Annotated in this window: 22 protein-coding genes and 1 tRNA gene; 9 read left to right on the forward strand and 14 right to left on the reverse strand. The window is 71.9% G+C overall.

Annotated elements, in window-relative coordinates; genetic code table 11:
* Window positions 1-5: 5 nt before the first annotated feature.
* On the reverse strand, window positions 6-605 hold the full coding sequence (locus GTY56_RS37970) for a TetR/AcrR family transcriptional regulator (RefSeq protein ID WP_161369809.1): 600 nt from the start codon (window positions 603-605) through the stop codon (window positions 6-8).
* Window positions 606-760: 155 nt separating this feature from the next.
* Here GTY56_RS37970 and GTY56_RS37975 point away from each other — a divergent pair, with 155 nt between their 5' ends.
* Window positions 761-3,991, forward strand: coding sequence for a S41 family peptidase (locus tag GTY56_RS37975; protein WP_161369810.1), 3,231 nt, complete (start codon window positions 761-763; stop codon window positions 3,989-3,991).
* 90 nt (window positions 3,992-4,081) lie between these two features.
* Here GTY56_RS37975 and GTY56_RS37980 read toward each other — a convergent pair whose 3' ends face one another.
* From GTY56_RS37980 to GTY56_RS37995, 4 genes are all read right to left on the reverse strand, one after another.
* Window positions 4,082-4,300, reverse strand: a complete 219-nt coding sequence (locus GTY56_RS37980) for a hypothetical protein (protein ID WP_161369811.1) — start codon at window positions 4,298-4,300, stop codon at window positions 4,082-4,084.
* 76 nt (window positions 4,301-4,376) lie between these two features.
* Entirely contained in the window at window positions 4,377-5,261 is an 885-nt protein-coding gene (locus tag GTY56_RS37985) for an SDR family oxidoreductase (RefSeq protein WP_161369812.1), read from the reverse strand.
* The gene (locus GTY56_RS37990) at window positions 5,258-6,181 is read right to left on the reverse strand and encodes an alpha/beta fold hydrolase (protein WP_161369813.1); all 924 of its coding nucleotides are present in this window, start codon (window positions 6,179-6,181) and stop codon (window positions 5,258-5,260) included. The genes GTY56_RS37985 and GTY56_RS37990 overlap by 4 nt, the downstream gene beginning before the upstream one ends.
* Entirely contained in the window at window positions 6,178-7,701 is a 1,524-nt protein-coding gene (locus tag GTY56_RS37995; protein ID WP_161369814.1) for a flavin-containing monooxygenase, read from the reverse strand. The genes GTY56_RS37990 and GTY56_RS37995 overlap by 4 nt, the downstream gene beginning before the upstream one ends.
* Window positions 7,702-7,858: 157 nt before the next feature.
* On the opposite strand from GTY56_RS37995, the gene GTY56_RS38000 reads away from it, so the two are divergent.
* Window positions 7,859-8,476 carry a MerR family transcriptional regulator gene (locus GTY56_RS38000; RefSeq protein ID WP_161369833.1) on the forward strand — a complete coding sequence of 206 codons (618 nt, stop codon included), beginning with the start codon at window positions 7,859-7,861 and terminating at the stop codon, window positions 8,474-8,476.
* On the opposite strand, the gene GTY56_RS38005 is transcribed toward GTY56_RS38000, so the two are convergent.
* Window positions 8,473-9,267, reverse strand: coding sequence for an exodeoxyribonuclease III (locus GTY56_RS38005; RefSeq protein ID WP_161369815.1), 795 nt, complete (start codon window positions 9,265-9,267; stop codon window positions 8,473-8,475). The genes GTY56_RS38000 and GTY56_RS38005 overlap by 4 nt on opposite strands.
* A gap of 69 nt (window positions 9,268-9,336) precedes the next feature.
* Between GTY56_RS38005 and GTY56_RS38010 the strand changes: the two genes are divergently transcribed.
* Entirely contained in the window at window positions 9,337-9,828 is a 492-nt protein-coding gene (locus tag GTY56_RS38010; protein ID WP_161369816.1) for a GNAT family N-acetyltransferase, read from the forward strand.
* A 49-nt stretch (window positions 9,829-9,877) separates the two neighbouring features.
* Here GTY56_RS38010 and GTY56_RS38015 read toward each other — a convergent pair.
* The 7 genes from GTY56_RS38015 to galU form a co-directional block, all read right to left on the reverse strand.
* Window positions 9,878-9,951 (reverse strand) — tRNA-Ala (locus tag GTY56_RS38015).
* Between the two features lie 83 nt (window positions 9,952-10,034).
* Entirely contained in the window at window positions 10,035-11,255 is a 1,221-nt protein-coding gene (sepX, locus tag GTY56_RS38020; RefSeq protein ID WP_161369817.1) for a divisome protein SepX/GlpR, read from the reverse strand.
* Between the two features lie 172 nt (window positions 11,256-11,427).
* A complete protein-coding gene (locus GTY56_RS38025) occupies window positions 11,428-12,054 on the reverse strand; it encodes a GNAT family N-acetyltransferase (RefSeq protein WP_161369818.1) in 627 nt (208 codons plus the stop codon).
* 17 nt (window positions 12,055-12,071) lie between these two features.
* Window positions 12,072-12,608, reverse strand: coding sequence for a MogA/MoaB family molybdenum cofactor biosynthesis protein (locus GTY56_RS38030; protein ID WP_161369819.1), 537 nt, complete (start codon window positions 12,606-12,608; stop codon window positions 12,072-12,074).
* Window positions 12,605-13,114 (reverse strand): cyclic pyranopterin monophosphate synthase MoaC, encoded by a 510-nt coding sequence (gene moaC, locus GTY56_RS38035; RefSeq protein ID WP_051814844.1) that lies wholly within the window; start codon window positions 13,112-13,114, stop codon window positions 12,605-12,607. The genes GTY56_RS38030 and moaC overlap by 4 nt, the downstream gene beginning before the upstream one ends.
* A gap of 82 nt (window positions 13,115-13,196) precedes the next feature.
* A complete protein-coding gene (gene glp / locus GTY56_RS38040) occupies window positions 13,197-14,537 on the reverse strand; it encodes a molybdotransferase-like divisome protein Glp (RefSeq protein WP_161369820.1) in 1,341 nt (446 codons plus the stop codon).
* 4 nt (window positions 14,538-14,541) lie between these two features.
* Window positions 14,542-15,444, reverse strand: a complete 903-nt coding sequence (gene galU / locus GTY56_RS38045) for a UTP--glucose-1-phosphate uridylyltransferase GalU (RefSeq protein ID WP_033312152.1) — start codon at window positions 15,442-15,444, stop codon at window positions 14,542-14,544.
* Between the two features lie 168 nt (window positions 15,445-15,612).
* Between galU and GTY56_RS38050 the strand changes: the two genes are divergently transcribed.
* Window positions 15,613-16,161, forward strand: coding sequence for a 5-formyltetrahydrofolate cyclo-ligase (locus tag GTY56_RS38050; protein ID WP_524540183.1), 549 nt, complete (start codon window positions 15,613-15,615; stop codon window positions 16,159-16,161).
* Window positions 16,162-16,210: 49 nt separating this feature from the next.
* Here GTY56_RS38050 and GTY56_RS38055 read toward each other — a convergent pair whose 3' ends face one another.
* Window positions 16,211-19,030, reverse strand: coding sequence for a penicillin acylase family protein (locus GTY56_RS38055; protein ID WP_161369822.1), 2,820 nt, complete (start codon window positions 19,028-19,030; stop codon window positions 16,211-16,213).
* A 238-nt stretch (window positions 19,031-19,268) separates the two neighbouring features.
* On the opposite strand from GTY56_RS38055, the gene GTY56_RS38060 reads away from it, so the two are divergent.
* The 5 genes from GTY56_RS38060 to GTY56_RS38080 all read left to right on the forward strand — a co-directional run bounded on the left by GTY56_RS38060 (window position 19,269) and on the right by GTY56_RS38080 (window position 24,432).
* On the forward strand, window positions 19,269-20,798 hold the full coding sequence (locus GTY56_RS38060; RefSeq protein ID WP_161369823.1) for a potassium/proton antiporter: 1,530 nt from the start codon (window positions 19,269-19,271) through the stop codon (window positions 20,796-20,798).
* 266 nt (window positions 20,799-21,064) lie between these two features.
* Entirely contained in the window at window positions 21,065-22,357 is a 1,293-nt protein-coding gene (locus GTY56_RS38065) for an MFS transporter (protein WP_161369824.1), read from the forward strand.
* A gap of 67 nt (window positions 22,358-22,424) precedes the next feature.
* On the forward strand, window positions 22,425-22,748 hold the full coding sequence (locus tag GTY56_RS41460) for an FmdB family zinc ribbon protein (RefSeq protein WP_161369825.1): 324 nt from the start codon (window positions 22,425-22,427) through the stop codon (window positions 22,746-22,748).
* A gap of 77 nt (window positions 22,749-22,825) precedes the next feature.
* Window positions 22,826-23,686 carry an S-methyl-5'-thioadenosine phosphorylase gene (locus GTY56_RS38075; protein ID WP_161369826.1) on the forward strand — a complete coding sequence of 287 codons (861 nt, stop codon included), beginning with the start codon at window positions 22,826-22,828 and terminating at the stop codon, window positions 23,684-23,686.
* A gap of 155 nt (window positions 23,687-23,841) precedes the next feature.
* Window positions 23,842-24,432: a hypothetical protein gene (locus GTY56_RS38080; protein ID WP_524540184.1), complete on the forward strand. Its 591-nt coding sequence runs from the start codon at window positions 23,842-23,844 to the stop codon at window positions 24,430-24,432.
* Window positions 24,433-24,533 lie beyond the last annotated feature (101 nt).

Genomic DNA, 24,533 nt, shown 5'->3' on the forward strand with positions numbered 1-24,533 from the left:
GGGGACTACTCGGTGGGCACGCCGAGGGCGGGGAGGACCACGGCGTCGATGTACGAGATGAGGAACTGTTGTGTCGGCGGCTGGTCGTCGATCAGCGTGCGCGTCGCGAACGCGCCGATGAGCATGTGGACGACGTAGCCCAGCGCCGGGCAGTCGGCGCGGACCTCGCCTCTGTCGACGGCCCGCTGCACCACCCGGTGGAACTCCTCCATCTCCGGCTCCACGAGGAGTTCCTTGAACGCCCGGAGGAGGTCGGGGTTGGCGTGCACCGCCATGAACAGGCCCCGCATCAGCGCGGCGTTCTGCTGCATGGTGCAGTCGTCCTCACGGGAGGTGAGGGCGTGCAGGTCGCCCCGCAGGGAGCCGGTGTCGATGTCGGCGATGCTGCCCGGCTTGTTGTGCCGGATCGCCCTGGCCACCAGCTCGGGCTTGCCGCCCCACTGGCGGTAGAGGGTGGCCTTGCTGGACCGGGTGCGCGCGGCGACGGCGTCCATGGTGAGGGCGTCGTAGCCGACTTCACGGAGCAGGTCGAGCACGGCCGTGTAGAGCTCGGCCTCCCGCTCGGGGGTGATCCGACTGCGACGCGCGGTGGCGACCTCAGTCATCTCGCTCACCTTCCTGACTCCGAACGACACGGTTTCGTACGTGACGAAGGTAGCGCACCCCGGATAGAAACGAAACAGTTTCGTACGTGTGCTGGGTCACGGGTGGGTCAATGTCTTGAGTTGCCCTGGTCCGTCCCCCGGCAAAGCATGAGGACGTGACCTATCTGCGTCTGCCGCACCTCCATGACGACCTGCTGTGCTTCGTGGCCGAGGACGACCTCTGGCTCGCCCCGCTCGACGCCCCCGGCCGGGCCTGGCGGATCACCGTCGACCGCACCAAGCTGGGCCACCCCCGCTTCTCGCCCGACGGCCGCCGGCTCGCGTACACGAGCTGGCGCAGCCTGGTGCCCGAGGTCCACGTCGTCCCGGTGGACGGCGGCCCGGGCCGCCAGGTGAGCCACTGGGGCAGCGCCGACACCCGGGTCTGCGGCTGGACCCCGGAGGGCGAGATCCTGGCCGTGGCCTCGCACGGCGAGCCCTTCTCCTTCTTCACCTGGGCCTACAAGATCTCCGCCGCCGGCGACCCGGGCCGCAAACTGCCCTGGGGGCCCGTCTCCGACATCCAGGTCGCCGACGTGGCCGGTGAGCGCAGGTCCCTGCTGCTCACCGGCACCCCGCCGCACGAACCGGCCTCCTGGAAGCGCTACCGCGGCGGCGCCACGGGCCGGCTCTGGCTGCACGGCGAACGGCTGCTCGAAGGCATCGGCGGCCATCTGCACTCGCCCATGTTCGTCGGCGGCCGCATCGCGTTCCTCTCCGACCACGAGGGCGTCGGCAACCTCTACTCCATCGCCCACGACGGCTCGGACCTGCGCCGGCACACCGACCACGACGCCTTCTACGCCCGGCACGCCGCGAGCGACGGCACCCGGGTGGTGTACCAGTGCGCGGGCGACCTGTGGATCATCGACGACCTCTCCCCCGACTCCGAACCACGGCGGCTGGACGTACGCCTCAGCGGGCCGCGGGCGGGGCGTCGCCCCTACCAGGTGGCGGCGTCCCGGCACGTCGACGGGCTCTCCGTCGACGAGACCGGCCGGGCCAGTGCCGTCGTGGTACGCGGCAGCCTGTACTGGCTGACGCACCGGGACGGCCCCGCCCGCACCCTCACCGACACCCCCGGCGTCCGGGTGCGGCTGCCCGAGATGCTCGGCGCGAGCGGGCGCGTGGCGTACGTGACGGACGCCGAGGGCGAGGACGCCATCGAGATCGCCTCCCTGCCCCGGGCGAGCGGCGAGCGGGCGCCCCGGCGTCACGCCCCGGGCGCGCTGGGCCGGGTGCGCGAACTGATCTCCGACCCCGAGGGCGAGCGGCTGGCGGTCGCCTCGCACGACGGCCGGCTCCTCCTCGTCGACGTCACGGAGGACTCCGACGGGGAGGTCACCGAGCTGATCCGGTCCATCAACGGACCCGTGCGCGACCTCGCGTTCTCCCCGGACGGGGCCTGGCTGACCTGGTCCCACCCGGGCATCGGGCGGACCCTGCGGCAGATCAAGATGGCCCGGCTCGCCGACCGGCTGATCGTCGACGTGACGGGCGGCCGCTTCGAGGACGAGAACCCGGTCTTCACCCGCGACGGCCGCTACCTCGCCTTCCTGTCCTGGCGCGGCTTCGACCCCGTCTACGACGTGCACACCGGCGACCTGTCCTTCCCGCTGGGCTGCCGCCCGTACCTCGTGCCGCTGTCCTCCGCGACGCCCTCCCCGTTCGCGGTGAACCCCGAGGGCCGCCCGGCCGCCGGGGGCCTGGACCCGGTGGAGGACGACGACAACGGCGACAACGGGGCCGTGACCGTCGAGGCCGAGGGGCTGGAGAGCCGCGTCACGCCGTTCCCGGTGGCCGCCTCCAAGTACTCCGCGCTGCACCCGGTGGCGGGCGGCGGGCTGGTCTGGCTGCGCTGGCCCATCTCCGGCGCCCTCGGCGAGACGTTCGCCAACCCCGACGACACCACCGGCCGGCCGACCCTGGAGCACTTCGGCATCACCAAAGCGAGGAGGACCGAACTCGCCCAGCACCTCGACTGGTTCGCCGTCAGCGGCGACGGCAGCCGGCTGGTGATCGTCGACGAGGGCGAGCTGCGCGCGGTCCCGGCGGGCGAGCAGGGCGACAGCGACTCCACCGTGTGGATCGACGCGCGCCGCATCCTGCACACGGTCGACCCGGCGGCGGAGTGGCGGCAGTCGTACGAGGAGGCGGGGCGGCTGATCCGGGCCCACTTCTGGGATCCGGGCATGTGCGGCATCGACTGGGACGGGGTGCTCGACCAGTACCGCCCGCTCGTCGAACGGGTCGCCTCCCCCGACGAGTTCGCCGACCTGCTCCGCGAGGTCCTCGGCGAACTGGGCACGTCCCACGCCTACGTCACCGCCGCCCGGCGCAACGAGGGCCCGCCGCACTACCAGCGCCGGCAGGGCCTGCTGGGCGCCAACCTCGTCCGCAGGAACGGCGGCTGGGCCGTGAAGCGGATCCTTCCCGGCGACTCCTCCGACTCCAAGGCCCGCTCCCCGCTGGCCGGTTCGGGCATCCGGGAGGGCGCGGTCCTCACCCATGTGGACGGCCGCCCGGTCGATCCGGACGCGGGCCCCTATCCGCTGCTGGCCGGCGCGGGCGGTACGACGGTGGAGCTGACCTTCGACCCGGCGGAGGGCACGGGCCCCTCCCGGCGGGTCGCCGTCGTCCCGCTCGTCGACGAACGACCGCTGCGCTACCAGGACTGGGTGGCCAAACGCCGGGCAGTGGTGCGCGAGTTGAGCGGCGGGCGCTGCGGCTACCTGCACATCCCCGACATGGGCGGCTCGGGCTGGGCCCAGTTCAACCGCGACCTGCGCATGGAGGTGTCCCGCCCGGCCCTGATCGTGGACGTGCGCGGCAACGCCGGCGGTCACATCAGCGAGCTGGTCATCGAGACGCTGAGCCGGACCATCCTGGGCTGGGACCTGACCCGCGACGCCCAGCCGGTGTCCTACACCTCGAACGCGCCGCGCGGCCCGGTGGTGGCCCTGGCCGACGAGGCGACCTCCTCCGACGGCGACATGATCACCGCCGCGTTCAAGCTGCTGAAGCTCGGCCCGGTCGTGGGGCAGCGCACCTGGGGCGGGGTGGTCGGCATGACCGGCCGGCACGAACTGGGCGACGGCACGGTGATCACGGTGCCGATGAACGCGGCCTGGTTCGATGCCTACGGCTGGTCGGTGGAGAACAAGGGCGTCGCCCCCGACATCGACGTCCTGCGCACCCCGCTGGACTGGGCCGAGGGGCGGCACGCCCAGCTGGCCGACGCGGTGGAGCTGGCGCTCGGACTGCTGGAGAGCAACCCGCCCGCGACACCGCCGACCTACAGCGACGTACCGGACCGCTCCCGCCCGAAGCTGCCGCCCAGGACGTGAACGCCCGGCCCCGCACAGCGGAAAGGGGCGCCCGCACAGCGGAAAGGGGCGCCCCGCACGGGGACGCCCCAGTCCGCTCAGCACGCAACGTCAGGCGTCGAAGTCCTGGTCGAAGCGGTCCTCCTGCTCGCGCTCACGGTCGCGGTGCGGCTCCGTGCGCTCACGGTCGCGCTGCGGCTGCGAGGGGTCCATGTCCTCGTCGCGCCGGCGGTTGCGGCCCGGCACCTGCTCACGAGCCTGCTCCGCCTTCTGGCGAGCCTGGTTCTGCCACTGCTCGGACTTCTCCTGGAACTGGTCCTTCATACCCATGTGGGTTCACTCCCGTTGGGGGTGAGGGGATCTGGCTCGATCAGATTCACATGGGCCGTGACGCTGCGCATGTCGATCACTTACGGAGCGTAGTGCGCTGCTGCTCGTCGGCCGCACCACCCGCCCCGACCAGGCCCGTGCGCATGTCGGTCAGCCGGTCCGCGAACCGCCGCATCTCGCGCTGGCCCACCGTCCCGATGACCGCGGGCAGGTAGCCGCGCACGCCCTGCATCCCGCGCAGCCACCACTGCCCGTACACATGGCTCGACCGGCGCTCGATCCCCTCCACGAGCCGGTCCACGGCCGGCCCCAGCGGATAGGTCTTGTTCGACGGCCAGGGCAGCCGCTGCCTCAACTCCCGCATGACGTCGTCCTGATCGGCCCCGCGCACCATGTCGGTGTCGGTCCACGACAGGTACCCGACGCCCACCTTCACGCCCCGGTGCCCGACCTCGGCCCGCAGACTGTGCGCGTACGCCTCCACACCCGACTTGGACGCGCAGTACGCGCTCATCATCGGCGCCGGGGTGATCGCGGCGAGGGACGCGATCTGGAGCAGATACCCCCGGCTCTCCAGCAGCGCCGGCAGGAAGGCCCGGCCGGTCACCGCCGAGCCGATCAGGTTGACCTCGATCACCCGCCGCCAGGACTCCGGGTCGGAGTCGACGAAGGGCCCGCCGGTCGCCACACCGGCGTTGGCGACGACGATGTCGACCCTCCCGAAGCGCTCCTCGACCTCGCTCGCGACCCGCGCCATCGCCTCATGGTCGGTGACGTCGGCGTGCCAGTGGTCACTGTCGCTGTGCAGCCGCCCGGAGACCTGCTTGAGCCCGTCCGGCTCCAGCCCGACCAGCGCCACCTTCACCCCGCGCGCGGACAGTTTGCGGGCCAGCAACTCCCCGACACCGCGCGCCGCCCCGGTCACCACGGCGACCTTGCCTTCGAGGCTCACCCTGCTCATGCGCTCTCCTCGGATACGACCTGGATGTGTGTGCGGACGAGGTCCCGGACCGTGCCGTTGACCAGCTCGGGCGCCTCGACGGGCGTCATGTGGCCGATACCGGGCAGTTCGACGACGCCGGTGCAATGCGGCAGCGCGGCGGCCAGGGCCCGGCTCTGCACCGGCGGCGTCAGCCGGTCCGCCGTCCCGACGATCACGACCGTGGGCACGTCCAGTGCGCGCACCCCATGGTCGAGGTCCAGCAGATCCAGCACCTGCGACCAGGAGTGACGGACCGTGCGGGGGCAGGCGTGCACGATCCGGGCACACGCATCGATCATGTCCGGGGCCGAAGCGGGGCCCATCGTCCCGTACTTGAGGATCCTGCGGGCCAGCGGCGTGACCGGCCCGAGCGGGGCACGGCTGCCGAGAATCCGCCGGGTCAGCCAGGTCCGTACCCGCCCGGCCCTCATCGGCACGACGGTGGAGGCCGCGACCAGCTGCGAACTGCCCGTGCTGCACAGCAGGACGGCGGCGGCGTGCGCCCGGAAGGCGGCTCTCCCGGAGGCGGCCATCACGGTCATCCCGCCCATGGAGTGCCCGGCGATCACGGCCTCCTCGCCGGGCGCGAGGGTGGCTTCGAGGACGGCTTCCAGATCGTCGGCGAGCGCGTCCGCGCTGCACGCCGGGCTCGCGGGGCTGCGCCCGTGGCCGCGCTGGTCGTAGGCGATGACCCGGTGGTCGGCGGCCAGGTCGCGGATCTGCGCGGCCCAGAAGGCGGTGGAGCAGGTCCAGCCGTGGGCCAGGACGACGGCGGGGGCGCCCTCGGGCCCGTGGACCTCGACGTGCAGCCGGGCGCCGTCGGCGGAGACGGCGGTCAGTTCACGCGCCGGGGCGGGCGGGGCGTAGGGGCCGGAGTCGGCATGCAGGAGACGGCTCACGCTTCCACCCCGGCCTTCTCCTGCACGGTGCCCTTCTTCGCCGCCGGAGCCCGCAGGACGTCGTACTCCGCGAGGTCCACGCGCCGCGTGGCCCGCCGGAACTCGCCGGTCGTGCCGGGCCAGATGGTGGTGTTGCGGCCGCTCGCGTCGAGGTACCAGCTGGTGCAGCCACCGGTGCTCCACACCGTGCGCCGCATGCGCTCCTGCACCCGGTGGTTCCAGGAGCGCACCGCGTCCGGCCGGGCGTCGAGGGCCACCCGGCCGCCGAGCACGTCGAGTTGACGGACGTAGTCGGCCAGGTAGTTCAGCTGCGACTCGATCATCAGGATCATCGAGGAGTTCCCGAGGCCCGTGTTGGGCCCGATGATCGTCATCCAGTTGGGGAAGCCGGCCGGGGAGGCGCCGCGCAGGGCCTCCATGCCGCCCTTCCAGGTCTCGGCGAGGGTCCGCCCGTCGGCGCCCACGACACGCTCGGCGATGGGCATGTCGGTGACGTGGAAGCCGGTTCCGAAGACGATCGCGTCCACCTCGGCCTCGCTGCCGTCGGCGGAGACCAGGGTGGACCCACGGACCTCGGTGAGCCCGCCGGCGACCACGTCCACGTTGGGCTGCGCGAGCGCGGGGTAGTAGTCGCTCGACAACAGGATCCGCTTGCAGCCGATGCGGTAGTCCGGCGTCAGTTTCGCGCGCAGCGCCGGGTCCTTGATCGAACGGGCCATGTTGCGCCGCGCCAGCTCCTCGACGAGACCGAGCTGCCCCGGATGCTTGGTGAACGCCTGGACCTGCAACTCCCGGATGCCCCACAGCAGTCCGCGCCTGAGCTGCGAGGTGAAGGGCAGCTGCCGGTGCAGCCAGCGCTCGGCGCCGCTGATGTTCCGGTCGACGCGGGGCATCACCCAGGGCGGCGTGCGCTGGAACAGGGTCAGGCGCGAGACCTCGGGCTGGATGGCGGGCACGATCTGGGCGGCCGAGGCCCCGGTCCCCACCATGGCGACCCGCTTGCCGCGCAGGTCGCAGTCGTGGTCCCAGCGGGCCGAGTGGAAGACCTCGCCCGGAAAGGAGTCAAGACCCGGGATGTCCGGAATCTTCGGGTCCGACAGCGGCCCGGTCGCCGACACGACCATGTCCGCCGACAGGCTCCCGCTGCTGGTCTCGATGTCCCAGCACAACCGCTCGGCGTTCCAGCTCATCCGCTTCACCTCCGAGTCGAAGCGGATGTGCGGGCGCAGCCGGAACACGTCCGTCACGTGCTCCAGGTAGGCGCGGATGTGCTCCTGCCCCGAGAAGGCGCGCGGCCAGTCGGGATTGGGCGCGAAGGAGAACGAGTACAGATGGGACGGCACATCGCACCGGCACCCCGGGTAGCTGTTGTCCCGCCAGGTCCCGCCGACACTGCTCGCCCGCTCCAGGACGACGAAGTCGGTCACGCCCTCGCGACGCAGCCGCACGGCGGCCCCCAGCCCGCCGAACCCGGACCCGACCACCGCGACCCGCACATGCTCGTGTTCGCGCTCGCCCATGCCGACACCTCCACACACACCACGAGAACCATGCCAGTGAACACTGGCGCAGTGGGAGCGTAGGGCAGCGGCGTACCGATGGGTAGGGGGCGGGACGAGGAAAGTTACCCCTGGTACGCCTTAAGGTGCCCAGGTGGCCGAGAAGCGTGAATACCGCATGGAAGAGCTGGCCCGCCTCGCCGGGATCACGGTGCGCACCCTGCGCTTCTACCGCGAACGCAAACTGATCCCGCCACCCCGCCGCGAGGGCCGCATCGCCTGGTACGACGACCAGCACCTGGCCCGGCTGCGCACGATCACGGCCCTGCTGGAGCGCGGCCACACCCTCAGCGGCATCGCGGAACTGGCGGAGGCCTTCGACCACGGCCGCGACGTCGGCGACCTGCTCGGCGTCGGCGGCCCGACCGAAGAGGAACCGGTCCACCTCACCCCCGAGGAACTCGCCGACCACTTCGCCGGCGAGGCCACCCCGGAGAACCTCGCCGCCGCGATGGAACTCGGCTACCTCGGCACCGACGGCGGCGAGATCGTCCACGTCAGCCGCCGCCTCCTGGACGTCTCCTCCGCCCTGGTCCACGAGGGCATCCCCCTCGCGGACGTCCTCGCCGCGGCCCAGCAGGTCCGCACCCACGCCGACGCCCTCGCCGACCTCTTCACCACCCTGGTCCTTCGCCACGCCTCCCCGGAGGACCTGCCCCGCCTGCGCCCCCTGGCCCGCAGCGTGGTGGAGGCGGAGCTGTCGCTGGCGTTGGACCGGAGGATGAGGAAGCCCTAACGGTCGTAGACGACGGTCACCGGCGCGTGGTCCGACCACCGCTCCGCGTGCGTGGCCGCCCGCTCCACGAACCCCTTGACCGCCCGCCCGGCGAGCCCAGGCGTGGCCACGTGGTAGTCGATCCTCCATCCGGTGTCGTTGTCGAAGGCCCGCCCCCGGTACGACCACCAGGAGTACGGCCCCTCGGTGTCCGGGTGGAGTGCGCGGACGACGTCGACGTAGCCGCCGTCCTCGGGAGTGAGGACCCGGGTCAGCCACTCCCGCTCCTCGGGGAGGAAGCCGGAGTTCTTCTGGTTGCCGCGCCAGTTCTTGAGGTCGGCCCGCTGGTGGGCGATGTTCCAGTCGCCGCAGACGAGCACCTCGCGCCCCTCGGCGGCGGCACGCTCCCGCAGCCCCTTCAGGTGGGCGAGGAACTCGCCCATGAAGCGTTCCTTCTCGTCCTGCCGCTCGGTGCCGACCTCGCCGGAGGGCAGGTAGAGGGAGGCGACGGTGAGGCCCGGCAGGTCGATCTCCGCGTACCGGCCGCTGCCGTCGAACTCTGCCGAGCCGAACCCGATCCGGACCCGGTCGGGCGCGCGGCGGCTGTAGAGGGACACTCCGGCCCGCCCCTTGGCGGCGGCCGGCGCGTGCACGACGTGCCAGCCCTCCGGCGCGCGGACGGACCCGGGCAGCTGCTCCGGCTCGGCGCGCACCTCCTGGAGGCACAGCACGTCGGCTTCGGTGTCCGCGAGCCACTCCACGAAGCCCTTCTTCGCGGCGGCACGCAGCCCGTTCACATTCACAGAGGTCACAGTGAGCACCCGGGCACGATACCGGCACCCTGGACGAGGTCCAGTTCCGGATCGAATACGGTAGCGGGCATGCACATACGCCGGGTCTCCTTCGACCACCCCGACGCCATGAAGCTGAACGACCAGGTGCAGGCCGAGTACGTCGTCCGCTACGGCGACGACGGCGACGCCACCCCCATGGCCGCCGCGGACTTCGACCCGCCCAACGGCATCTACCTGATCGCCTACGACGAGCACGGCACCCCCGTCGCCTCGGGCGGCTGGCGCGCCCAGGACACCAACGACGAGGGCAACCTCGACGGCGACGCCGAGCTGAAGCGCATGTACGTGGTGGACGGCATGCGCGGCCGTGGCCTGGCCCGGCGCATCCTGGCCGCCCTGGAGGAGGACGCCCGCGCGGCCGGCCGCGTCCGGATGGTCCTGGAGACCGGCACCAAGCAGCCGGAGGCCATAGCCCTGTACAGGTCCAGTGGCTACGAGCCGTGCGCCAAGTTCGGCTACTACCGCCACTACGAGTCGAGCCGCTGCTTCGCCAAGAGTCTCCAGGGCATGGGGCGCTGAACACACGTCAGAGCCCCGGTCGGTTTCCCGACCGGGGCTCTGAGCTGCGTGGACCTGAGGGGATTTGAACCCCTGGCCCCCTCGATGCGAACGAGGTGCGCTACCGGACTGCGCCACAGGCCCTTGCAACGAGTGAAACTTTAGCACCCCGATCGGCCTGCTTGGAAATCCGTTCCCCAGGGGCGGTCACCTGCGGCTTTCGCGGCCTACTCGTTGGCCGCCCGGGGGCGCTCCCCGTCCTCGTACTGGTCGAAGAGCGGGGTGCGGCCGCGCTCGCGGGCACGGCGGGCGGAGGCCGCGCGGCGGGCGTCGGTGCGTCCGTCCCCGTCGTCGTCGCCCGCGTCCTGGGCGGGGTGCTGCGGCTCGCCCGGGTGGTCCGGGGCGGCGGACTCGCTCTCCGCGTTGGGCGTGACCGCACTCGACCGCGCCGAGCTCCAGGTGTCCGGGGCGCCGAGATCCACGTCGCTGGTGGCCCGCGGGGCGACCGGGGCGGTCACGTACGTCGGCAGGGGCACCGGTACCGGCTCCCAGCTGTCGCCGCCCTGCCCGGGCCGCCGCTGCCGCTCGCGCTGCTGGTCGACCCACTCCGCGTGGTCGGTCTGCTCGACGAGGGCGCGCCGGTCCGCCGCGAGGGCCGACAGGCCGGGGTCGGTCGCCGGCTCGGGTCCCTCCTCCGGTTCGTCGCTCTCCTCGGCCGCGAGGGTGCGGCGGCGGGGCTGGCGCTGGCGCTCCCGCAGGCGCTGCGCCGCGGCCTCGGCCATGCGGCGGTCCATCTGGTAGGCGAAGCGGCGGCGCTCCTGGGAGCGCAGGTACGCGATGTAGACGCTGAGCATGACCGCGGGCACGCCGGGTGCCCACAGGAAGGCGAGCCCTCCGACCGCGGCGACGATCGCGCCGAGGGTGAAGGCGAGGAACAGCATGGTGGTGGTGCGCCGGCGGCGCGCGAGCACCTTCGAGCGCCGGGCTCGTGCCGCGGCCGCCTGGTCCGCCTGCGCCGAGGCGCTGCGCCGGGCGGCGGGGACACGTTCCCGGGGGCGTCCGGGCGTCGCCGCGTGCGGTGCGGGCGACTGACGGGCGGGGGGTTCGGGGGCCGCCGGGCGGGCGGGCTGTTCGGGGCCGGGCGAGGGTACGGGTGCCTGGGTCTGGGGACGGGTCTTGGACACGGCGAAGGCCCGGACGTCCACCGAGTCGGTGACGGCGTCCAGGTCGTCGGCGTCCTGCTCCCCCTCGTCGGTGGAGCGCGCCCGCAGGTCCTTGGCGTACCGGCGCTCCATCCCCGCCCGTCCGGACAGCAGCCGGATGGCGGTGCTGAAGCGTTCCGTCGGACGGGCCTCGTTCAGCTCGTCCTGCCTACGGAGCCACATCGGCACCAAGTAGGCGGCCCAGGCCCCGACAATGACTGCGTAGATGAGGCCGCTGCTGCTCACGCCTCACACCGTAGAGGGGTTTGCGTGAGGCCATCTGCCAATTGAGCCGGTGTGTCGCACGATCTGGCTGATATTTCGAACTTTTCTTGTGACCGATGCGATCAGCAGACCGCCCAGGCCGGGAATTCATTGCCCCGAGATGGTCACCGGTCGATCAATTTCGAACACTTATTCAATTTCCGGGGTGGTGCCGCATTCCCGGATTACTCTGCGACCGCGCCCGCTGCCAGCGCCTCAGCAAGCCGTCCGGCACCTCTTCCGCGGTGAGGGCGAAGACGAGATGGTCGCGCCAGGCCCCGTCGATGTGGAGATAACGCGGCCGCAGGCCCTCCTCACGGAATCCGAGTTTCTCCACGACCCGGCGGCTGGGCCCGTTCTCGGGGCGAATGCAGACCTCGATGCGGTGCAGTCCGACGGTGCGGAAACAGTGGTCGGTGACGAGCGCCACCGCCGTGGGCATCACGCCGCGGCCGGCCACCGACTCGTCCACCCAGTAACCGACGTGGCCCGAGCACATCGAGCCCCAAGTGATCCCGGCGACCGTCAACTGCCCCACCAGCCGCCCCTGGTACTCGATGACGAAGGGCAGCATCCGGCCCGCCTTCGCCTCCGACCGCAGATGGCGGACCATCTGGCGGAAGGTCGGGCGGTGCGTCATCGGCCCGCCGGGCGTGGGGGGCGGAATCGTCGCCTCCCAGGGGCGCAGCCAGTCGCGGTTGCGCCGGTTGACCTCGCGCCATGCCCGCTGGTCGCGCAGCTTTATCGGCCTGAGGACGATGTCGCCGTCCACCAGCTCCACGGGCCAGGATGGGCTGTTCAGCTCGCACCCCCGCTGGCGGGTCTGGGGTGGTCGCCGCCCCGCAGCTGCTCGACGGCGTGGGCGAGCAACGGCTCCAGGACGGCGAGGCCGTCCTTCACGCCGCCGCTGGAACCGGGCAGGTTGACGATCAGGGTGCCGCCCGCCACTCCGGCCAGGCCCCGGGAGAGCGCCGCGGTCGGCACCTTCTCCCGGCCGTACGCCCGGATGGCCTCGGCGATGCCCGGCACCTCGTGGTCGATGACGCGGCGGGTCGCCTCGGGGGTGCGGTCGGTGGGCGAGATGCCCGTACCGCCGGTGGTGACGATGACGTCGTAGCCGGCGTCGACACCGGCGCGCAGGGCGGCCTCGACCGGGTCGCCGTCGGGGACGACCTGGGGGCCGTCGACCTCGAAGCCGAAGCGCTTCAGGCCGTCCGCGACCATCGGGCCGCCCTTGTCCTCGTAGATACCTGCGGCGGCCCTGTTCGAGGCCGTGACGACGAGGGCGGCGTACGGCGCGGGCAGTGCACCGCCGGTCGAAGCGTCCAGTGTCATGCCCGGCTCCAGTCGCCCGACTTGCCGCCCGTCTTCTCCTCCACCCGTACGTCCGTGATGACCGCTCCCTTGTCGACCGCCTTGACCATGTCGATCACGGTGAGCGCGGCGACGGAGACCGCGGTGAGGGCCTCCATCTCGACACCCGTGCGGTCCGTCGTCTTCACCGTGGCGAGGATCTCCACGGCGTCGTCCGCGACCGACAGGTCCAGTTTCACACCGGACACCGACAACGGGTGACAGAGCGGGATCAGATCGGGGGTGCGTTTGGCGCCCATGATCCCGGCGATCCGCGCGGTCGCGAGGGCGTCGCCCTTGGGGACGCCCTCGCCGCGCAGCAGCTCGATCACGCGGGGCGAGACGAGGACACGCCCGCTGGCGCGGGCGGTGCGCGCGGTCACGTCCTTCTCCGACACGTCGACCATGCGGGCGGCGCCCGCCGCGTCGATGTGCGTCAGCCGGTCCTGCGTGGGGCCGTCCTGCGGGGGTGGGTCCTGCGTGCTCATGCTGTGTGGCGCTCCCGGTCCGGGCCCGTCGCGGTGCGGCGCACGGGCCTGCTGTGCGCGACACGGTACTCCCAACCAGCGGCTACCGGCCGAGCAGGACCACCTCGACCTCGGCGCCCGGTTCGACGGACTCGGTGTCCTCGGGGACGACGATCAGTGCGTCCGCGTGGGCGAGGGCGGCGACCAGGTGGGATCCGGCGCCGCCGACCGGGGTGACCTTGCCGTCGGCGTAGCCGGCGCGCAGGAACTGGCGGCGGCCCTTCGGGGAGGTCAGCGCCTTCTCGGCGGCCAGGGTCGCCCGGGTCGTGGGGCGGTGGACGTCCTGGAGGCCCATCAGGGTGCGGATCGCGGGGCGGACGAAGAGTTCGAAGGAGACGTACGACGACACCGGGTTGCCGGGCAGGGCCAGCAGCGGGGTGTGGTCGGGGCCGATGGAGCCGAAGCCCTGGGGCTTTCCGGGCTGCATGGCGAGCTTGCGGAAGTCGATGCCGCTGCCGGCCTCGTCCTCGTCGCCGACGTGGGACAGGGCTTCCTTCACCACGTCGTACGCGCCGACACTCACGCCGCCCGTGGTGACCATCAGGTCGGCGCGGACCAGCTGGTCCTCGATGGTGGAGCGCAGGGTCTCGGCGTCGTCGGCGACGGCGCCCACGCGGTAGGCGATGGCGCCGGCGTCCCGGGCGGCGGCGGTGAGGGCGAAGCTGTTGGAGTCGTAGATCTGACCGGTGCCCAGTTCCGTGTCCGGCTGGACGAGTTCGCTGCCGGTGGAGAGCACCACCACGCGTGGGCGCGGGCGGACCCGGACGGTGCCGCGGCCGATCGCTGCGAGCAGGGCGATCTGGGGCGGGCCGAGCACGGTGCCGGCCTCCAGGGCACGGTCGCCGGCCTTCACGTCGCTGCCCTTGGCGCGCACGTGCGCGCGGGCCTCGGCAGCGCGGTACACGTGCACGTGCCCGGTGGCGCCCTCGGGGCCGAGGCTGCGGGCGCGCATGCCGCGCACCGGACCCTCGCCGAGCCCGCCGTCGGTCCACTCGACGGGCACGACCGTCTCGGCGCCGGGCGGCAGCGGGGCGCCGGTCATGATGCGGGCGGCCTGGCCGGGGCCCACGTGGAGCAGTCCGGCCTGGCCCGCGGCGACGTCTCCGACGACCTCCAGGGCCGCCGGGAACTCCTCGCTCGCGCCCGCCACGTCCGCGACCCGTACCGCGTAGCCGTCCATCGAGCTGTTGTCGAAGGGCGGCAGGGACACCGGCACCGTGATGTCCTCGACGAGGACGCAGCCCTGGGCGTCGAGCAGGTGCAGCTCGATGGGTTCCAGGGGGCGGACGGTGGCGAGGATGTCCTCCAGGTGCTCGTCCACCGACCACAGGGGGTCGGGGCCGGCGTGGTCCTGGCCGGTGACGTGGGGCGCGGCGCTGCTCAACGGGCTACATCTCCTCGGCTACGTAACTGCGAAGCCAGGTCCGGAAGTCCGGTCCCAGGTCTTCACGTTCGCATGCGAGTCGGACAATGGCACGCAGGTAGTCGCCGCGGTCGCCGGTGTCATAACGGCGGCCCTTGAAGACCACGCCGTGCACCGGGCCGCCGATCTTCTCGTCGGCCGCGAGCTCCTGAAGGGCGTCCGTGAGCTGGATCTCGCCGCCGCGGCCCGGCTCCGTCCGGCGCAGTATCTCGAAGATGTGCGGGTCGAGGACGTAGCGGCCGATGATGGCGTAGTTGGACGGGGCGTCGGCCGGGTCGGGCTTCTCCACGAGGCCGCTGACCTGGACGACGTCGCTGTCCTCGGTGGTCTCCACGGCCGCGCAGCCGTAGAGGTGGATCTGCTCCGGGGCGACCTCCATGAGCGCGATGACGCTGCCGCCGCGCTGCTCCTGGACCTCGACCATGCGCTGCAACAGGGGGTCGCGGGGGTCGATGAGGTCGTCGCCGAGGAGGACGGCGAAGGGCTCGTCACCCACGTGCGGGGCGGCGCACAGGACGGCGTGGCCGAGGCCCTTGGGGTCGCCCTGGCGGACGTAGTGCATGGTCGCGAGGTCGCTGGACTCCTGCACCTTGGCGAGACGGCCGGCGTCGCCCTTCTTCTGGAGGGCCGACTCCAGCTCGTAGTTGCGGTCGAAGTGGTCCTCCAGGGGGCGCTTGTTGCGGCCCGTCACCATGAGGACGTCGTCGAGACCCGCGGCGACGGCCTCCTCGACCACGTACTGGATCGCGGGCTTGTCCACGACCGGCAGCATCTCCTTGGGAGTGGCTTTGGTGGCCGGCAGGAACCGGGTGCCGAGGCCTGCTGCGGGAATGACAGCCTTGCTGATCCGAGGGTGCAACTGAGTCATGTCGGCCACCCTATCCGGTGCCTTTGCATGGAATCTGCGGCTCCGGTTCATAGGCGCTCATATGAGCGTATTGCGACGGTACGGGAGCAACCATTGAGGCCTATCGCACGTCCGGGCGAGCCTGACAAGCGGAGTTTGCGGCGCGAGATCCTCGCGGTGAGGAACAGGTTGACGGCCGATGACCTGCGGGAAAAGTCGGCCGCGCTGGCCGGGCGGGCGCTGGAGCTGCCCGAGTTGGCGCGGGCCGGGACGGTGGCGGCGTACGTCTCGGTGGGGAGCGAACCCGGGACGCTCGCGCTCCTGGACGCGCTGCGCGCCCGGGGCGTGCGCGTGCTGCTGCCGGCCCTGTTGCCCGACAACGACCTGGACTGGGGCGCGTACGAGGGCCAGGGCTCCCTGGCGCGCGTGCAACACGGCGGCCGCATGGCCCTCTTCGAACCCGCCGGCGAGCGCCTCGGACCCGACGCCGTGACCACCGCCGACGCCGTGCTGCTGCCCGGCCTGGCGGTGGACGCGCGCGGGATGCGCCTCGGCCGGGGCGGCGGCTCCTACGACCGGGTCCTGGCACGGCTGGAGCGGGCGGGGGCGCATCCCGCCCTGGTGGTGCTGCTGTACGACTCCGAGGTCGTCGGGCTCGTCCCCGCCGAGCCGCACGACCGGCCGGTGGACGCGGTGGTGACGCCTGCGGGGGTGCGACGGTTCCGGCCGGCGTCCTGACGCCGAAGGGCCCTCACGCGTGCGCGTGGAGGGCCCTTCGTTCACCGGCTCACGGCCTGAGCACCAGCTTGTCGGCCGTGCTCTTCTCGACCGCCTGCTCCGAGAAGGACCAGGGCAGCAGTTCGCCGTCGGCCCACTTGTCGGTCTGGTCGACGTAGTGCGCGCTGTAGGCGTGCCCGGAGGCGCCGGTGAGGTTGATCCACTTCGACTTGTCGAGGTCGCCGAGGTTCACCACCATCCGCATGGACGGCACCCACACCACCCCGTAGCCGCCGGCCGCGTTCCAGCCGGTCGCGTTGACGGTGGCCTCGCCGCCGCCGAGCTCCCAGGGGCCGCGGTTGAGGGCGTACTGGAGGAAACCGGGGCCCGCGGTGCCGAGGGTCTGGTTCTTCAGGAACAGGCGGTGCAGCCGGCCCCAGCTCCAGGAGTCGATGTCCTTGCCGAGCTTGGCGGTCAGCTCCCAGCGGGCGTCGATCATGGCCCGCTTGAACAGCTCGTCGCGGTTGTGTGCGGCGGGACGGGTGCGCACCTCGGGGGTCGTCCACCAGTCGCTGTCGGGCTGGTTCATGAGACCCCGGACCACCTCGAACCAGCGGTCGCCGCCGTCCGGCTGCGCCCGGTCGCGGTCGCGCTGGCCGCACTCACGGACCTTCTCCGCCTCGTCGGCGGGACCGGTGGTGTTGACCGGCTCGACCCACAGGCACTGGCCCTTGGGGCGCAGCTCCTTGGGCAGCTTGTTGCCGAAGGCGAGCTTGAGGACGTTGCGCCACACCGCGTTGAAGTAGGCCGCCGCCGCGGAGTCGGCGTCCTGGGTGTAGTCCCAGCCCTCCAGGAGCTTCTGCGCCTCGCGGACGTCCTTGTTCCCGGGGTCGATCTTCAGCAGCGTGGGCACCAGCAGCCGGGCGATCTCGCTGCTGTTGTCCAGCTGCATCTGGCGCATGTCGTCCGTGGAGATCTTGCCGCCGTCCTTGATCTTCGACTGGATCAGGTCGGTGATCCGCTGGCTGCGCGCGCCGTAGCCCCAGTCCGCGGTGAGCGTGTACGGGTACTTGTCCGGGTCGATCACGGCCTGGTTGGCGGTGACGATGTAGCCGCGCTCCGGGTCGTACTCGTAGGGCAGCGCGTCCTGCGGGATGTAGCCGGTCCAGCGGTACTTCGGGTCCCAGCCGGGCGCCGGGATGGAGCCGTCGTCGCCCTTCTGGCGCAGCGGGATCTTCCCCGGCAGCGTGTAGCCGATGTGGTTCTCGGTGTCGGCGTAGACCAGGTTCTGCGAGGGCACCTCGAACTGCGCGGCGGCCTTGCGGAAGTCGGTCCAGTTCTTCGCCTTGTTCATGGCGAAGACGGCGTCCATGGTGGTGCCGGGCTGGAGGGCGGTCCAGCGCAGCGCGACGCCGTAGCCGTCGCCTCTGTCGGGTGCGGCGGTGTCGACGGTGGCCTTCCTGCCGACCTTCACGAGCTCCTCGTCGCGGTCGGACAGCAGGGGCCCGTTGTTGGTCTCGCGGACGACGATCTTCTTGGACTCGCCCCCGGCGACCTCGATGGTCTCCTCGCGCGTCTCGAAGGGCTTGACCTTGCCGTCGTACAGGTAGCCGTTGCCGGTGATCTTCTCCAGGTAGAGGTCGGTGACGTCCACGCCGGAGTTGGTCATGCCCCAGGAGATGTTCTGGTTGTGGCCGATTATCACGCCCGGCATGCCGGCGAAGGTGTAGCCGCTGACGTCGTACTGGCAGGCGCTGGAGACGCTGCGGCAGTGCAGGCCCATCTGGTACCAGACGGACGGCAGGGAGGGCGACAGGTGCGGGTCGTTGGCCAGCAGCGGCTTGCCGGTGATGGTGTACTCCCCGCCGACGACCCAGGAGTTGGAGCCGATGCCGTCGCCGTTCACGCCGACGGCCGGCGGGAGGTCGTCCAGGACGTCGGTGAGGCCGCCGAGCTGGCTGTCCAGGCCCGCGGTGCCCGAGGGGCCGGAGGCGGTGCCGCCCGCGCCGGACGCGCCCGGGGCGGCGCCCTGGGTGCCCGCGGTTCCGGTTCCGGCGGAGGCTCCCGCGGTGCCGCTCGTACCTGACGTGCCGCTCGCGCCGCCCTGCTCGAACGCCCCCGTCAGCTCGTCGTACTGACCCTCCTGGACGATCGCCTTGTTGCGGCTGTACGGGTACTTCGGGTACAGGTCGGCGATCTGCTTCGGGCCGAGGCGGCTGGTGAGCAGGGCGCGGTCGATCTCGTCCTGCATGTTGCCGCGCAGGTCCCAGGCCATCGCCTTCAGCCAGGAGATCGAGTCGACCGGGGTCCACTTCTGCGGCTTGTAGTCGTTGGTGAAGCCCAGCGCCGCGTACTCCAGGGAGATGTCCTCGCCGTCCTTGCCCTGGAGGTAGGAGTTGACTCCCTCGGCGTAGGCCTGGAGGTACTTCTTCGTGGCGGCCGACAGCTTGGTGTCGTACTCCTGTTTGGCGACCCGGTCCCAGCCGAGGGTGCGCAGGAACTCGTCGTTGTCGACCTGGTCCTTGCCGAACATCTCCGACAGCCGCCCGGCGGCCATGTGGCGGCGGACGTCCATCTCGTAGAACCGGTCCTGCGCCTGGACGTAGCCCTGCGCCATGAACAGGTCCGCGTCGGACGAGGCGTAGATCTGCGGAATGCCGTAGTTGTCGCGCTTGACCTCGACCGGGCCCGACAGGCCCTTCAATGTGAGGGTGCCCTTGGTCTGCGGGAAGGAGGCCCGGACGGTACTGATGGACCAGTACGACCCGTAGGCCACGCCCCCGATGAGGGCCAGCACCAGGACGAGCACGATAAGTCGGGCTTTGCGCCCCTTTCTCCTGCCGGACTTGCCGGGCTGCTGACCCGTGGAGGCGGTGGTGTTGGGGGGCATCGCTGTCCTTGCTGTCCTAACGCGAGCGGCAGGTTCGGCTGTGCTTTTAACTGAGCGCTGGAGCAACGATAGGCGCAGGGCCTTGCGCCCCTTGACGCGGAGTCGGAAACCGGTACGGACGGACGTTCGATCTTGCCTCAAGAAGTGTCAAGAAATCGTCAAGAGTTAGGTAAGGTAACGAAGTAGTTGGCGCGGTGCGCCACAGCTTCATGTGCGATGTACGTGAGCCCACGCGCGCGTGCGTGCGGGCCAGGGAAGGAATCGGCCGCTGACTGTTCACCACCTCAACCAGCTCCTGCTCGTCTGCTCGCTCGTCCTGCTCGTCGCCGTCGCAGCGGTACGGATCTCCTCGCGCAGCGGGCTCCCCAGCCTGCTCGTGTACCTGGGGATAGGCGTCGCCATGGGCCAGGACGGCGTGGGCGACATCCACTTCGACAACGCCGAACTGACTCAGGTCATCGGGTACGCGGCCCTGGTCGTGATCCTGGCCGAGGGTGGTCTGGGCACGAAGTGGAAGGAGATCAAGCCGGCCCTGCCGGCCGCCACGGCACTGGCGCTGGCCGGTGTCGCGGTGAGCGTCGGGGTCACGGCGTCGGCCGCGCACTACCTGATCGGCCTGGAGTGGCGGCAGGCCCTCATCATCGGGGCGGTCGTCTCCTCGACCGACGCCGCGGCCGTGTTCTCCGTGCTGCGCAAGATCCCCCTGCCCGCGCGCGTGATGGGCACGCTGGAGGCGGAGTCCGGCTTCAACGACGCCCCGGTGGTCATCCTCGTGGTGTCCCTGTCCACCGCCGGGCCCGTCGAGCACTGGTACACGCTGCTGGGCGTGATCCTGCTGGAGCTGGCGATCGGCGCGGCCATCGGCCTCACGGTGGGCTGGCTGGGCGCCTGGGGGCTCAGGCACGTGGCGCTGCCCGCCTCCGGCCTCTACCCGATCGCCGTCATGGCGATCGCCGTGGTGGCCTACGCGGCCGGCGCCCTCGCCCACGGGAGCGGCTTCCTCGCGGTGTACCTCGCGGCGATGGTGATGGGCAACGCGCGGCTGCCGCACTGGCCGGCCACCCGCGGGTTCGCCGACGGGCTCGGCTGGATGGCCCAGATCGGCATGTTCGTCCTGCTCGGCCTGCTGGTCACCCCGCACGAGCTGGGCGACGACATCGTGCCCGCGCTGGTCATCGGGCTGGTGCTGACCATGGTGGCGCGACCGCTGAGCGTGGTGCTCTGCCTGTCGCCGTTCCGGGTGCCGTGGCAGGAGCAGGCGCTGATGTCCTGGGCGGGGCTGCGCGGGGCCGTGCCCATCATCCTGGCGACCATCCCCATGGTTCAGGGCGTCGACGCCAGCCGGCGGATCTTCAACATCGTGTTCGTGCTGGTCGTCGTCTACACCCTGGTCCAGGGCCCGACGCTGCCCTGGCTGGGCCGCAAGCTGCACCTGGGGGACGGCTCGGAAGCCGCCGACCTCGGCATCGAGTCCGCCCCGCTGGAGCGGCTGCGGGGCCACCTGCTGTCCGTGGCGATCCCCGGCGAATCGAAGATGCACGGCGTGGAGGTGGCCGAGCTGCGGCTGCCGCACGGTGCGGCCGTGACGCTCATCGTGCGCGGGGGCGAATCCTTCGTCCCGCTGCCGACGACGATTCTCCAGCGCGGGGACGAACTCCTCGTGGTCGCCACGGACCCCGTCCGGGACGCGACCGAGAGCCGGCTGCGGGCCGTGGGGCACGGCGGCAAGCTGGCCGGCTGGCTGGGCACGGACGGGGCGGCCCGTTGAGGGCGTTTTGCACGGTTTGGGATTTGTAGGGCGCGCACCGCCATGGTGCTCACTTTCACAGGAGCACAGCTCCTTGATCCCTGTACGATGAAGGCGTTACCCAGATCGAACCAACTCTGCCTGACGCAGAGCTGGCGCGACCGTATGGCGGTCGGGACACCCCTCCTCACCGGGCCCCGGCATCTACCGCAGTTCCGCGCAAGAGGACAGCTCTCGGCGCCGCCCGCTACGGGGCCGCGCTACCAGGCGGCAGAAAGGCACGGGCCGTGGCGTCCACGGTCACCTCGAAGGCGTCGGAGAACCCGACGGCTTCCGCCCGACCGGGATACGGCCGGCTGCTGCGCACCCGCGGCGCCTGGACGTTCCTGCTCCCCGGCTTCGCGGCACGCCAGCCGTTCGCGATGCTGACCATCTCCATCGTGCTGCTGGTGCAGCACACCACCGGCTCGTACGGAGCGGCGGGCGCCGCCGCGGCCGTCACCGGCGTCTCCATGGCCCTGTTCGCGCCCTACAGCGGCCGTCTCGCCGACCGCTACGGGCAGCGCGCCGTGCTGGTCCCCGGAGTGCTGCTGCACGCGGTGTCCGGTCTGACGCTGACCGCGCTCGCGCTGCTCGACGCGCCCCTGTGGGCGGTGTTCGCCGCGGCCGTCCCGACCGGCGCCTCGGTGCCCCAGGTCGGCCCGATGGTGCGGGCCCGCTGGGGCGTGAAGCTCAAGGACTCGCCGCTGATGACCACCGCCGCGGCCTTCGAGTCCGTCACGGACGAACTGACCTTCGTGGTCGGACCGCTGCTGGCCACCGCCCTGTGCACGGCCGTCGACCCGGCCGCCGGACTCGTCACGGAAGCCTCGCTGACCCTGATCGGAGGCCTGCTGTTCGCCGCGCAGAAGAGCACGCAGCCCTCGGTCGCCACCGGCGGGCACGCGCGCGTGGAGCACGCTTCGGCGCTGCGCGTCCCCGGGGTGCGCGTGCTGATCGTGACCTTCCTGGGCATCGGCACGGTCTTCGGCGGCATGCAGGTCTCCCTGGCCGCGTTCACCGAGTCGATCGGAGAACCGGGTCTGAACGGCGTCCTCTACGGCGTCTTCGCCGCGGGCAACATGCTCTCCGGCGTGGTCTGCGGCGCGATCGCCTGGAAGGCGGCCCCGCAGCGGCGCCTGGTCATCGGCTACGCGGCGCTCGCCCTGGCCGCGTCCGGCCTGTGGGCCGCCCACTCCGTGCCGGTCCTCGCCGGCCTCGGCCTGCTGGTCGGCATGTGCATCGCGCCTGCCCTGATCACCGGCTACACCCTGGTCGACAGCCTGGTCCCGGCGGGTGCCCGCACCGAGGCCTTCACCTGGCTGACCGGGGCGGTCGCGCTCGGCCAGGCCGCCGCCGTCACGGCCGCCGGACAGCTGGAGGACCGCTTCTGGTCGGGAGCCGGTTTCCTGGTGCCGATGGGCGGCACGGTGATGGCCCTGGCGACCCTCCTGGCGCTGCGCTCCCGGCTGGCGGCGCGGGCGGGCGGGCGGACCGTCGCGCGTGGCGTGGGTCACCGCGTGCCGGTGGCAGTGGACTGAGCGGCCGGAATACGTCACTATGGATCGTCGTTAGCACTCATCGAGTGAGAGTGCCAGGAGGAAGACAGTGCCGACCTACCAGTACCAGTGCACCGAGTGCGGCGAAGGCCTCGAGGCGGTGCAGAAGTTCACCGACGACGCCCTCACCGAGTGCCCCAGCTGCAAGGGCCGCCTGAAGAAGGTGTTCTCGGCGGTCGGCATTGTCTTCAAGGGTTCCGGCTTCTACCGGAACGACAGCCGCGGCTCCTCGTCGAGCAGCTCCCCGGCGGCGAAGTCGTCGAGCTCCGCGTCCTCGGGCTCGTCGTCCTCCGACTCCGGCTCGTCGAGCTCCGCCTCGAGTTCGTCGTCGAGCAGCAGCAGCTCCTCCAGCAGCAGCACCACCGCCGCGTAAGGCCTGATTCTTACGGGACCCTGTCGCCCTCGGGCGACGGGGTCCTCGGCGTTCGCGCATGCGGTTAGGGTGCGGACATGGCGAACAAGGCGAACGTGGCGGACCAGGAAGGCGCCGGGATCGGCGTCATCGGCGGCTCGGGGTTCTACTCCTTCCTCGACGACGTGACCGAGATCCAGGTCGACACCCCGTACGGGCCGCCCAGCGACTCCCTCTTCCTCGGTGACGTCGCCGGCCGGCGGGTCGCCTTCCTGCCTCGGCACGGACGGGGTCACCACCTGCCGCCGCACCGGATCAACTACCGGGCCAACCTGTGGGCACTGCGCTCGGTCGGCGTGCGCCAGGTCCTGGCCCCGTGCGCCGTGGGCGGCCTGCGCCCCGAGTACGGGCCGGGCACCCTGCTGGTGCCGGACCAGCTGGTGGACCGCACAAAATCCCGCGCCAACAGCTACTTCGACGGGCTGCCGCTGCCCGACGGCTCCGTGCCGAACGTGGTGCACGTGTCGCTGGCCGACCCCTACTGCCCCGCCGGGAGGGCCGTCGCGCTGAAGGCGGCCCGCGGCCGGGACTGGGAGCCGGTGGACGGCGGCACGCTGGTCGTGGTCGAGGGGCCGCGCTTCTCGACGCGTGCGGAATCGCTGTGGCACCAGGCGCAGGGCTGGTCGGTGGTGGGCATGACCGGCCACCCCGAGGCGGCGCTCGCCCGGGAGCTGGAGCTCTGCTACACGTCGCTGACCCTCGTCACCGACCTCGACGCGGGCGCCGAGACGGGCGAGGGCGTCTCGCACGACGAGGTGCTGCGGGTGTTCGCGGCGAATGTGGACCGGCTGCGCGGGGTGCTGTTCGACGCGGTGGCCGGGCTGCCCGCGGAGGGTGAGCGGGACTGTTTGTGTGTGAGCGCGCTGGGTGGGATGGACCCGGGGTTCGTACTGCCGTAGGGGGTCGGCTGTAGGAGCTTGGGGGGCGGAAGTCGCCGTTCGGGTGAGGGAGTTGTCCACAGGCCGGCGGTGGATCCACAGGCCTGAGCGGGGGGTGGCGAGAGGCCTCATCGTGGGGAGCGCAAGCCGGTCCCTCGTCGCAGGTGGTGGTCTCCGTGTCCCTCGCTCGTTCCTCGGTCGTGCCCTCGTCTCCCTCCTGGTCGCTCGCCGCGTGCCCGCCCGGGGCGGAGGTGCCCGCGACCCGTGAGGTGCCGCGGTTCGATCCGGTACGGGTGCGCGGCGGGCACCGGTCCGGCCGGTTCGTCCGGCACCGGCGGCGGGCCGTGGCCGTGGGGCTCGCGGTCACCGCCACGGCCCTCGTGTCGGCGGGCCCGCGCGAGGGCGACGGGGCTCGCGGCCATCCCCGGGCGCGGCCTCCCGCGCAGACGGCCCCGGTGTCCGGGGAGCATCCCGCGCACCCGCGCCGCACCGCCGGGTCGGTGACGGCCCCGGTCCGGATCGCCGACGCGGCCACCGTACGACTGCTGCGGCCCGGCGACCGGGTCGACGTCATCGCCGCCGAGGGGGCGGTGCCGGGCGGCGATGCCCGGGTGGTCGCGCGCGGCGCCAGGGTGGCGAAGGTGCCGGAGCCGCTGGAGGGCACGGGTGACAGCGGGGCGCTGGTCGTGCTGTCGGTGCCACGGGCCACGGCCGCCCGGCTGGCCGGCGCGAGCGGCACCGGGCGGTTGGCGGTGACGCTGTGGTGATCACGTGCATGATTTCGTCAAGGTCCTCGTTCGAGGGACCTGGTTGCCCGGTTCGGCCCAACGGTGACGTAGGTTGCGGAGCGTTTTGTTCCACACGCTGC

The organism is Streptomyces sp. SID5643, from assembly GCF_009872555.1.
GTDB classification, from domain to species: Bacteria; Actinomycetota; Actinomycetes; order Streptomycetales; family Streptomycetaceae; genus Streptomyces; species Streptomyces iakyrus.

Excerpts from the sequence above, each read along its gene's own strand:
- moaC (WP_051814844.1), bottom strand. The coding sequence starts at position 13,114 with ATGAGCACGCAGGACCCACCCCCGCAGGACGGCCCCACGCAGGACCGG.
- GTY56_RS38030 (WP_161369819.1), bottom strand. The coding sequence starts at position 12,608 with ATGACACTGGACGCTTCGACCGGCGGTGCACTGCCCGCGCCGTACGCC.
- GTY56_RS37995 (WP_161369814.1), bottom strand. The coding sequence starts at position 7,701 with ATGGGCGAGCGCGAACACGAGCATGTGCGGGTCGCGGTGGTCGGGTCC.
- GTY56_RS38055 (WP_161369822.1), bottom strand. The coding sequence starts at position 19,030 with ATGCCCCCCAACACCACCGCCTCCACGGGTCAGCAGCCCGGCAAGTCC.
- GTY56_RS38075 (WP_161369826.1), top strand. The coding sequence starts at position 22,826 with ATGGCGAACAAGGCGAACGTGGCGGACCAGGAAGGCGCCGGGATCGGC.
- GTY56_RS38010 (WP_161369816.1), top strand. The coding sequence starts at position 9,337 with ATGCACATACGCCGGGTCTCCTTCGACCACCCCGACGCCATGAAGCTG.
- GTY56_RS37980 (WP_161369811.1), bottom strand. The coding sequence starts at position 4,300 with ATGGGTATGAAGGACCAGTTCCAGGAGAAGTCCGAGCAGTGGCAGAAC.
- GTY56_RS37970 (WP_161369809.1), bottom strand. The coding sequence starts at position 605 with ATGACTGAGGTCGCCACCGCGCGTCGCAGTCGGATCACCCCCGAGCGG.
- GTY56_RS37985 (WP_161369812.1), bottom strand. The coding sequence starts at position 5,261 with ATGAGCAGGGTGAGCCTCGAAGGCAAGGTCGCCGTGGTGACCGGGGCG.
- GTY56_RS38000 (WP_161369833.1), top strand. The coding sequence starts at position 7,859 with ATGGAAGAGCTGGCCCGCCTCGCCGGGATCACGGTGCGCACCCTGCGC.
- galU (WP_033312152.1), bottom strand. The coding sequence starts at position 15,444 with ATGACTCAGTTGCACCCTCGGATCAGCAAGGCTGTCATTCCCGCAGCA.